The following is a 7,500-nucleotide window of genomic DNA, read 5'->3' as shown; positions in this document are numbered from 1 at the left end:
GTTAAACGTTGCAAACGCATATCTAAAATCGCTTGCGCTTGTTTCTCACTTAATCCGAAACGTTCCATTAAACCTTGTTTTGCAATATCAGCTGTTTTTGAACTACGGATTAAAGTAATAACTTCATCAAGATGATCTAAAGCAATTCGTAATCCTTCTAAAATATGAGCACGCGCTTCTGCTTTCTCTAATTCATAAGCAGTACGTCTACGAATTACTACCTTTTGATGCTCTAAATAATAATATAGATTTTGTTTTAAATTTAGGACTTGTGGCTCTCCATTTACAAGAGACAACATATTAATACCGAAACTTGTTTGAAGTGCTGTATGTTTATATAGATTATTTAATAGTACATTGGCATTGGCATCACGACGTACTTCCATAACAATACGCATACCATTTCGGTCCGATTCATCACGTAAATCTGTAATACCTTCAATTTTCTTATCACGAACTAATTCTGCAATCTTTTCAATTAATCGCGCCTTATTAACTTGATAAGGTAGTTCTGTTACGATAATAGTTTGTTTACCATTTGCTCTCTCTTCAATTTCAACTTTGGCACGAAGTATAATAGAACCGCGACCTGTTTCGTAAGCTCTTCGAATTCCACTTCGCCCTAAGATTAAACCTGATGTTGGGAAGTCTGGTCCAGGAATATATTCCATTAATTCCGCGATAGTGATATCAGGGTTATGACTTAATGCCAACACACCATCAATTACTTCTCCAAGTTGATGCGGTGGAATGTTTGTTGCCATACCAACCGCAATACCCGTCGTACCATTGACTAATAAGTTAGGGAAACGCGCTGGTAATACAACTGGTTCTCTTTCAGAACCATCGTAGTTATCTTGATAATCAATTGTATTCTTTGTAATATCACGTATTAATTCCATAGAAATCTTAGACATTCTTGCTTCTGTATAACGCATTGCTGCCGCTGAATCTCCATCAACAGAACCGAAATTACCATGTCCATCAACAAGCATGTAACGTTGACTAAAATCTTGCGCCATACGTACCATTGTTTCATAAACAGCTGAATCACCGTGCGGGTGATACTTACCAATTACTTCGCCGACAATACGCGCCGACTTCTTATATGCTTTATCAGCTGTAATTCCTAAATCATTCATCGCATATAAAACCCTACGATGAACCGGCTTTAATCCATCACGAACATCTGGTAATGCACGAGACACGATAACACTCATTGCGTAATCTAAAAATGAGGTACGCATTTCATGACTAATATTAATTTCTCGAATTCGTGCTTGTTGTTGATTATCTGACATCAACGAGCACCTCCTCTTACATTTCCGTTACACATACATTGATTTATATGTAGAAGACAGGAATACTTAGATTCCTGTCATTACTCACTTAAATATCAAGGTTTTTCACGTATTTTGCATTTTCTTGGATAAAGTTACGACGCGGCTCTACTTTATCACCCATTAAAATTTCAAATGTTTCATCTGCTTCAATTGCATCTTGAAGGGAAACTTGAAGTAACGAACGTACTTCTGGGTCCATTGTCGTCTCCCACAGCTGAGTTGGATTCATTTCCCCTAGACCTTTATAACGCTGAATCCCAGGCTTAGGTTGAGCTGGTAATTCAGCTAGTATTTTTTCAAGTTCTTTATTGTTATAAGCATATTGAATTTTTTTACCTTGTTGTACTTTAAACAACGGTGGCTGTGCGATATATATGTAACCACACTCAATGATTTGACGCATATAACGATAGAAGAAAGTTAATAATAGGGTACGAATATGCGCACCATCAACATCGGCATCTGTCATAATAATAACTTTATGATAGCGAGCTTTTTCAATATCAAAATCCCCACCAATATTTGTACCTATTGCTGTAATAATTGTACGAACTTCATCATTTGATAAAATCTTATCTAAACGTGCCTTTTCAACGTTAATAATTTTACCCTTCAGTGGTAAAATCGCTTGGAAATGACGATCGCGTCCTTGTTTTGCAGATCCGCCCGCCGAGTCACCCTCCACGATATAAATTTCGCTAATTGCTGGATCTTTAGAAGAACAATCAGCTAGCTTCCCTGGTAAACTCGAAACTTCTAAAGCACTCTTTCGGCGCGTTAGTTCACGAGCTTTTTTAGCCGCTACACGTGCACGTGCTGCCATAGTCCCTTTATCTATAATTTTACGTGCAACATTGGGATTTTCTAATAAGAACTTTTCAAACGCCTCTGAGAATACAGACTCTGTAATCGTTCTCGCTTCACTATTTCCAAGTTTCGTCTTTGTTTGTCCTTCAAATTGTGGATTTGGATGCTTAATTGACACGATTGCTGTTAAACCTTCACGAACATCTTCACCAGTTAAATTACTATCCGCATCTTTTAAAATATTATTTTTACGACCATAATCGTTAATTACACGTGTTAGAGCAGTCTTAAAACCTACCTCATGTGTACCGCCTTCATACGTATGAATATTATTCGTAAATGAATAAATATGATTTGTATAGCCTTCGTTATATTGAAGAGCAACCTCAACCTGAATCCCATCTTTTGAACCGTCAACATATACAGGTTCTTCATGAATCGGTTGTTTTGAACGATTTAAATGTTCAACATATGATTTAATTCCACCTTCATAATGGAATTCTTTCTTTTGCTTATGTTCACGCTTATCTTCAATTGTTAATTTAATATTACGATTTAAAAACGCCAACTCACGCATACGAGTAGCTAATGTATCAAATTCGTATTCTGTCGTCTCTGTAAAAATTTCTGCATCTGGCTTAAAGCGTGTGATCGTTCCTGTACGATCAGTTTCACCTATTACTTTTAAATCCGCAGCTGGGATCCCACGTTCATATTTTTGATAGTGTATTTTTCCATCTCGATGCACAAATACCTCTAATTCTATTGATAAAGCATTTACAACAGATGCACCTACTCCATGCAAACCACCGGAGACTTTATAACCGCCACCGCCAAATTTACCACCGGCATGGAGTACCGTCATAATAACTTCTACAGCGGGACGTCCCATTTTCTCTTGAATACCAACTGGGATACCACGACCATCATCTGTTACAACAATACTATTATCTTCTTCAATACTGACATTAATTTCATCACAATATCCCGCTAAAGCTTCGTCAATACTGTTATCAACTATTTCCCATACGAGGTGATGAAGACCTTTTCCACTTGTAGAACCGATATACATACCAGGACGCTTACGAACCGCTTCCAGTCCTTCTAACACCTGGATCTGACTTTCATCATATGCATTTTCCTGCATTTGCTTTTGTTCCATTGACACAAAGATCACCTACTTTTCCATTTAAACAGAAATTATTTCCTGTCTATTTCACAATCTACCGTGCCGTTCGTTACATGAATTGTTTTCGCTTCTTTCAATGTTTCGTGTTCAATTCCGTCGACACTCGTCGTCGTCACAAAGGTTTGTACTTTTCCTTGAATTGTATTTAGCAGATGCGATTGGCGATAATCATCTAATTCTGATAACACATCATCTAGTAAAAGGATTGGATATTCCTTAACCTCTGAGTATATCAATTCAATTTCAGCCAATTTTAGGGATAGTGCGGTTGTTCGTTGTTGTCCTTGTGAACCAAAGACTTGAACATTTTTACTATTAACGAAGAAGTGTAAATCATCACGATGAGGACCTAGTAAAGTTGTACCACGAAAAATTTCACGTTGTTTCACAGATTGAAAACTTTCATAGTATACTTCTTTTATTTTCGACAAATCCATTGATTCTGATACATCTACACTTGGTTTATAAACAATTTCTAACTCCTCTAATCCCCTGCTAATCCCGCGGTGAATTGGAGCAGCCCATTCTTGTAGTAAATGCAAAAACTCAAAACGTTTTCGCAAAATTTTTGCACCATGCTCAATAAGTTGAAGTGTAAATACATCCAACATCGTTTCCTCATTTTTACTATTCCCTTGCATCTTCTTAAGTAAATGATTTCGTTGCGTGAGTACCTTTTGATATTGACTTAATTCATACAAATAGACCGGAGCTATTTGTCCAAGTTCCATATCCAAAAAGCGTCTTCGTACTTGGGGGCTTCCTTTTACAAGATTTAAATCTTCTGGGGCAAACATAACAACATTCATTTCACCAATATACTGGCTCAATTTTTGTTGTTCTAACTGATTTAACTTTGCCTTTTTACCTTTTTTTGAAATATTTAATTCTAAGGATAATGAACTATTTCGCCTTTGTAATCTACCTTTTATATTACCATAATCCTCATCCCAACGAATGAGTTCACGATCGTTCGAAGTTCTATGGGATTTCGCCATCGCCAATACATAAATAGCTTCCATCAGATTCGTTTTCCCTTGCGCATTTTCACCAATAATTACATTGACTTTATCCTCAAAGGAAAGCTCTAAATGCTCATAATTGCGATAGTTTTTTAATTGTATCTCTGTAATAAACAAAGGGATCCCCCTTTATGCCTGAACTTGGAAAGTTCCGCTTCCCGGAATTTCAACAACATCATTTGCATATAACTTTCGGCCTCTTCTATTTTCAAGTTCTTGATTCACATATACTTCATATTCTTGTAAGAACCATTTCACAGCGCCACCTGTATCAATTACATCAGCTAACTTTAAAAATTGTCCTAGTGTAATGTATTCTGTTGAAATCTTAATAAGTTTCATAAAATCGCTCACTTTCTGAAAGTGTTCATTCTTTCATTGTACTAAATAAACTAGCATTAGGAAAGTAATACCCTACAAATCAAATAAGGGTCACTAGTACCTTTACACTAGCAACCCTTAATCCTTACTTAGTAAGTACGGACTGGTAAAATTAACTGGATAATAGAATTATCATTTACTGTGCGAATTAAAAACGGTCTCATCGCTCCAGTAAAACTAACTTTAATTTCTGTACTATCTAAAGCTTTTAATGCGTCCATCATATATTTTGCACTAAAAGATATTTTTAATTCTTCTCCATCTACATTTTCACATTGAACCTCTTCTACTACTTTTCCGATTTCTGGTGCATTCGAAGAAATCTCTAACATCTGTTGTTCTAATGTTGATAATTTAACAACGTTGTTACGACCATCTCTTGCTAATAGCGACGCACGATCAATCGCTTGTAAAAATTCTTTTGTATTTACAAATATATCAGTTTTACTTTCAGCTGGAATTAAACGCGTTGTATCTGGATAATTTCCTTCTAATAATCTTGAGAAGAATAATAAATGTTTTGTACGGAATAATACTTGATACTCCGTAATAACGATATCTACCATTTCTTCAGATTCATCTAGAATTTTACTTAATTCACTTAAGCTCTTACCAGGAATAACGACATTCGCTTGAAATTCATCGGCAATATTATACCCTTCGATTTTTGCTTTACGAAGTGCTAGCCTGTGACTATCTGTTGCAATGCAAGTTAGCTCGCTGTTATATACCTTCCAGTTTACACCTGTCAAGATTGGTCTTGTTTCAGAACTTGAAACTGCAAATACTGTTTGACGAATCATGTGCTTTAGTAAATCTGTTGGAATCTTAAATACGTGATGTTCTTCGATTTGTGGTAATAACGGATATTCAGCAGCATCTAAACCATTTAAGTTGAACTCTGATTTTCCAGATTTTATTTTTGTCATAAAATGATTTTCCACAGAAATTTCGACAGTTTCTTTAGGTAATTTTTTTACGATCTCACTAAAATACTTTGCTTGTAAAATAATACTTCCTGATTGTTCAATTTCCACAATTTCTTTTCCAGCATCTTCGACTGGGATAAATGATTCGATAGAGATGTCTGCATCACTACCTGTTAAAGTAACTCCTTCTTCAGTTGCTACAACTTTAATTCCTGTAAGAATTGGAATTGTTGTACGAGAAGAAACTGCCTTCATTACATCTTGTACACTTCTTACAAGATAGTCTTTTTGTATTGTAAAACGCATAACGAAAAACCTCCGGTAAGTATAAGATTTTATTTATTTAATAAAGATAAAAAAGTAGTAGTAATAGTAATAGGGCTTGTGGATATGTGGATAACCCTGTTTAAAGATGTAAAAACAGTCTATCTACATGTGGATAGACTGTGCGTAAAATAAGCTAAGTTATTCACACTATTCAGCTACTACTATTTTAAAATATCCTTAATTTCTTCAACGTGTTTTTGTAATTGAGTATCCGTTTTTAATAGCTTCGAAATTTTTTCGTGAGCATGGATTACTGTTGTATGATCGCGGCCACCAAATTCTTCACCTATTTTTGGCAAAGATGAGTCCGTAAGTTCACGTGATAAATACATCGCAATTTGGCGAGGGAATGCAACGGATTTTGTCCGTTTTTTTGCTTTGAAATCTTCTAACTTTACCTGATAGACGCCTCCAACAGCCTTTTGAATATCAGAAATAGAAATAATTCTAGGTATAGAGTTTGGAATTATATTTTTAAGCGCTTCAGCCGCTAAATCAGCATTCATATCTTTATTAATTAAAGATGAATAAGCTACAACTCGAATAAGTGCACCCTCTAGTTCACGAATATTTGAATCGATTTGATTTGCGATATAAAGCATAACTTCATTTGGTATATCAAGACCTTCTGCTTTTGCTTTTTTACGTAAAATTGCGATTCTAGTTTCTAAATCTGGTGGCGTAATGTCCGTAATTAACCCCCATTCAAAGCGAGAACGAAGGCGATCTTCTAAAGTTGGGATTTCTTTTGGTGGTCTATCGCTTGAAATCACAATTTGTTTACTTTCTTCATGTAACGCATTAAATGTATGGAAAAACTCTTCCTGCGTTTGTTCTTTTCCAGCAAGAAATTGAATATCATCTATCAATAAGACATCTACATTACGATATTTATTACGAAAATCGACAGCTTTATTATCACGAATTGAGTTAATAAATTCATTTGTAAATTTTTCAGATGATAAATATACAACTTTTGCATTCGGGTTGTGTTCAATTACATAATGCCCAATTGCGTGCATTAAATGTGTTTTTCCAAGTCCAACGCCCCCGTAAATAAAGAGCGGATTATAGGCTTTAGCTGGTGCCTCAGCTACAGCTAAAGAAGCAGCATGTGCAAAACGATTACCAGAGCCAATAACAAATGTATCAAATGTATATTTTGGGTTTAACATACTCTGTGGTAAGTGATTAGACTCATCATGTGCGTGTTTTTGCTTAACAGAAGGGAGATCTATATCCTCTTCTGCCTGACTTTGGGGAATGATAAAACGAATAGCTAGTTTTGCCCCTGTTAAATCATAAAGTGTTTCGGAGATTAGTTCCGAATAATGAGATTCTAGCCAGTCACGAGCGAATTCATTTGGAGCTGTAATCGTTAATACATCTTTTTTCAAGTTATGAGCAGTTGTTGATTTTAACCAGGTTTCATAACTTGGCTTGCTTACCTTTTTTTCTAATTCTTTTAAGGCACTATTCCATAAATCAGAGATATTTTCCAA

6 protein-coding genes (1 of these 6 only partly in view) are annotated in these 7,500 nt (G+C 35.5%); all 6 read right to left on the bottom strand.

What is annotated here, in order from left to right; genetic code table 11:
- Nucleotides 1-1,301, bottom strand: partial view of a DNA gyrase subunit A gene (gyrA, locus tag MHB76_RS00030; protein ID WP_002113241.1) — the 5' portion only. The gene continues 1,174 nt to the left of window position 1, outside the view; only the first 1,301 of its 2,475 coding nucleotides appear in the window; the start codon lies at nucleotides 1,299-1,301; its stop codon lies beyond the left edge, outside the window.
- An 88-nt stretch (nucleotides 1,302-1,389) separates the two neighbouring features.
- Entirely contained in the window at nucleotides 1,390-3,312 is a 1,923-nt protein-coding gene (gene gyrB / locus MHB76_RS00025; protein WP_033710559.1) for a DNA topoisomerase (ATP-hydrolyzing) subunit B, read from the bottom strand.
- Between the two features lie 38 nt (nucleotides 3,313-3,350).
- The gene (gene recF / locus MHB76_RS00020; RefSeq protein ID WP_016106803.1) at nucleotides 3,351-4,478 is read right to left on the bottom strand and encodes a DNA replication/repair protein RecF; all 1,128 of its coding nucleotides are present in this window, start codon (nucleotides 4,476-4,478) and stop codon (nucleotides 3,351-3,353) included.
- 12 nt (nucleotides 4,479-4,490) lie between these two features.
- On the bottom strand, nucleotides 4,491-4,703 hold the full coding sequence (gene yaaA / locus MHB76_RS00015) for a S4 domain-containing protein YaaA (protein WP_002159661.1): 213 nt from the start codon (nucleotides 4,701-4,703) through the stop codon (nucleotides 4,491-4,493).
- A 128-nt stretch (nucleotides 4,704-4,831) separates the two neighbouring features.
- Nucleotides 4,832-5,977, bottom strand: a complete 1,146-nt coding sequence (dnaN, locus tag MHB76_RS00010) for a DNA polymerase III subunit beta (protein ID WP_002068698.1) — start codon at nucleotides 5,975-5,977, stop codon at nucleotides 4,832-4,834.
- A gap of 182 nt (nucleotides 5,978-6,159) precedes the next feature.
- On the bottom strand, nucleotides 6,160-7,500 hold the full coding sequence (gene dnaA / locus MHB76_RS00005; RefSeq protein WP_002144554.1) for a chromosomal replication initiator protein DnaA: 1,341 nt from the start codon (nucleotides 7,498-7,500) through the stop codon (nucleotides 6,160-6,162).

Origin of the sequence: Bacillus sp. FSL M7-1345, assembly GCF_038006985.1 — a bacterium.
Lineage (GTDB): Bacteria > Bacillota > Bacilli > Bacillales > Bacillaceae_G > Bacillus_A > Bacillus_A cereus_U.
Note: the sequence above shows the minus strand (reverse complement) of the source record. Positions and strands in the feature narration are given on the sequence as shown.

Excerpts from the sequence above, each read along its gene's own strand:
- gyrB (WP_033710559.1), bottom strand. The coding sequence starts at position 3,312 with ATGGAACAAAAGCAAATGCAGGAAAATGCATATGATGAAAGTCAGATC.
- yaaA (WP_002159661.1), bottom strand. The coding sequence starts at position 4,703 with ATGAAACTTATTAAGATTTCAACAGAATACATTACACTAGGACAATTT.
- dnaN (WP_002068698.1), bottom strand. The coding sequence starts at position 5,977 with ATGCGTTTTACAATACAAAAAGACTATCTTGTAAGAAGTGTACAAGAT.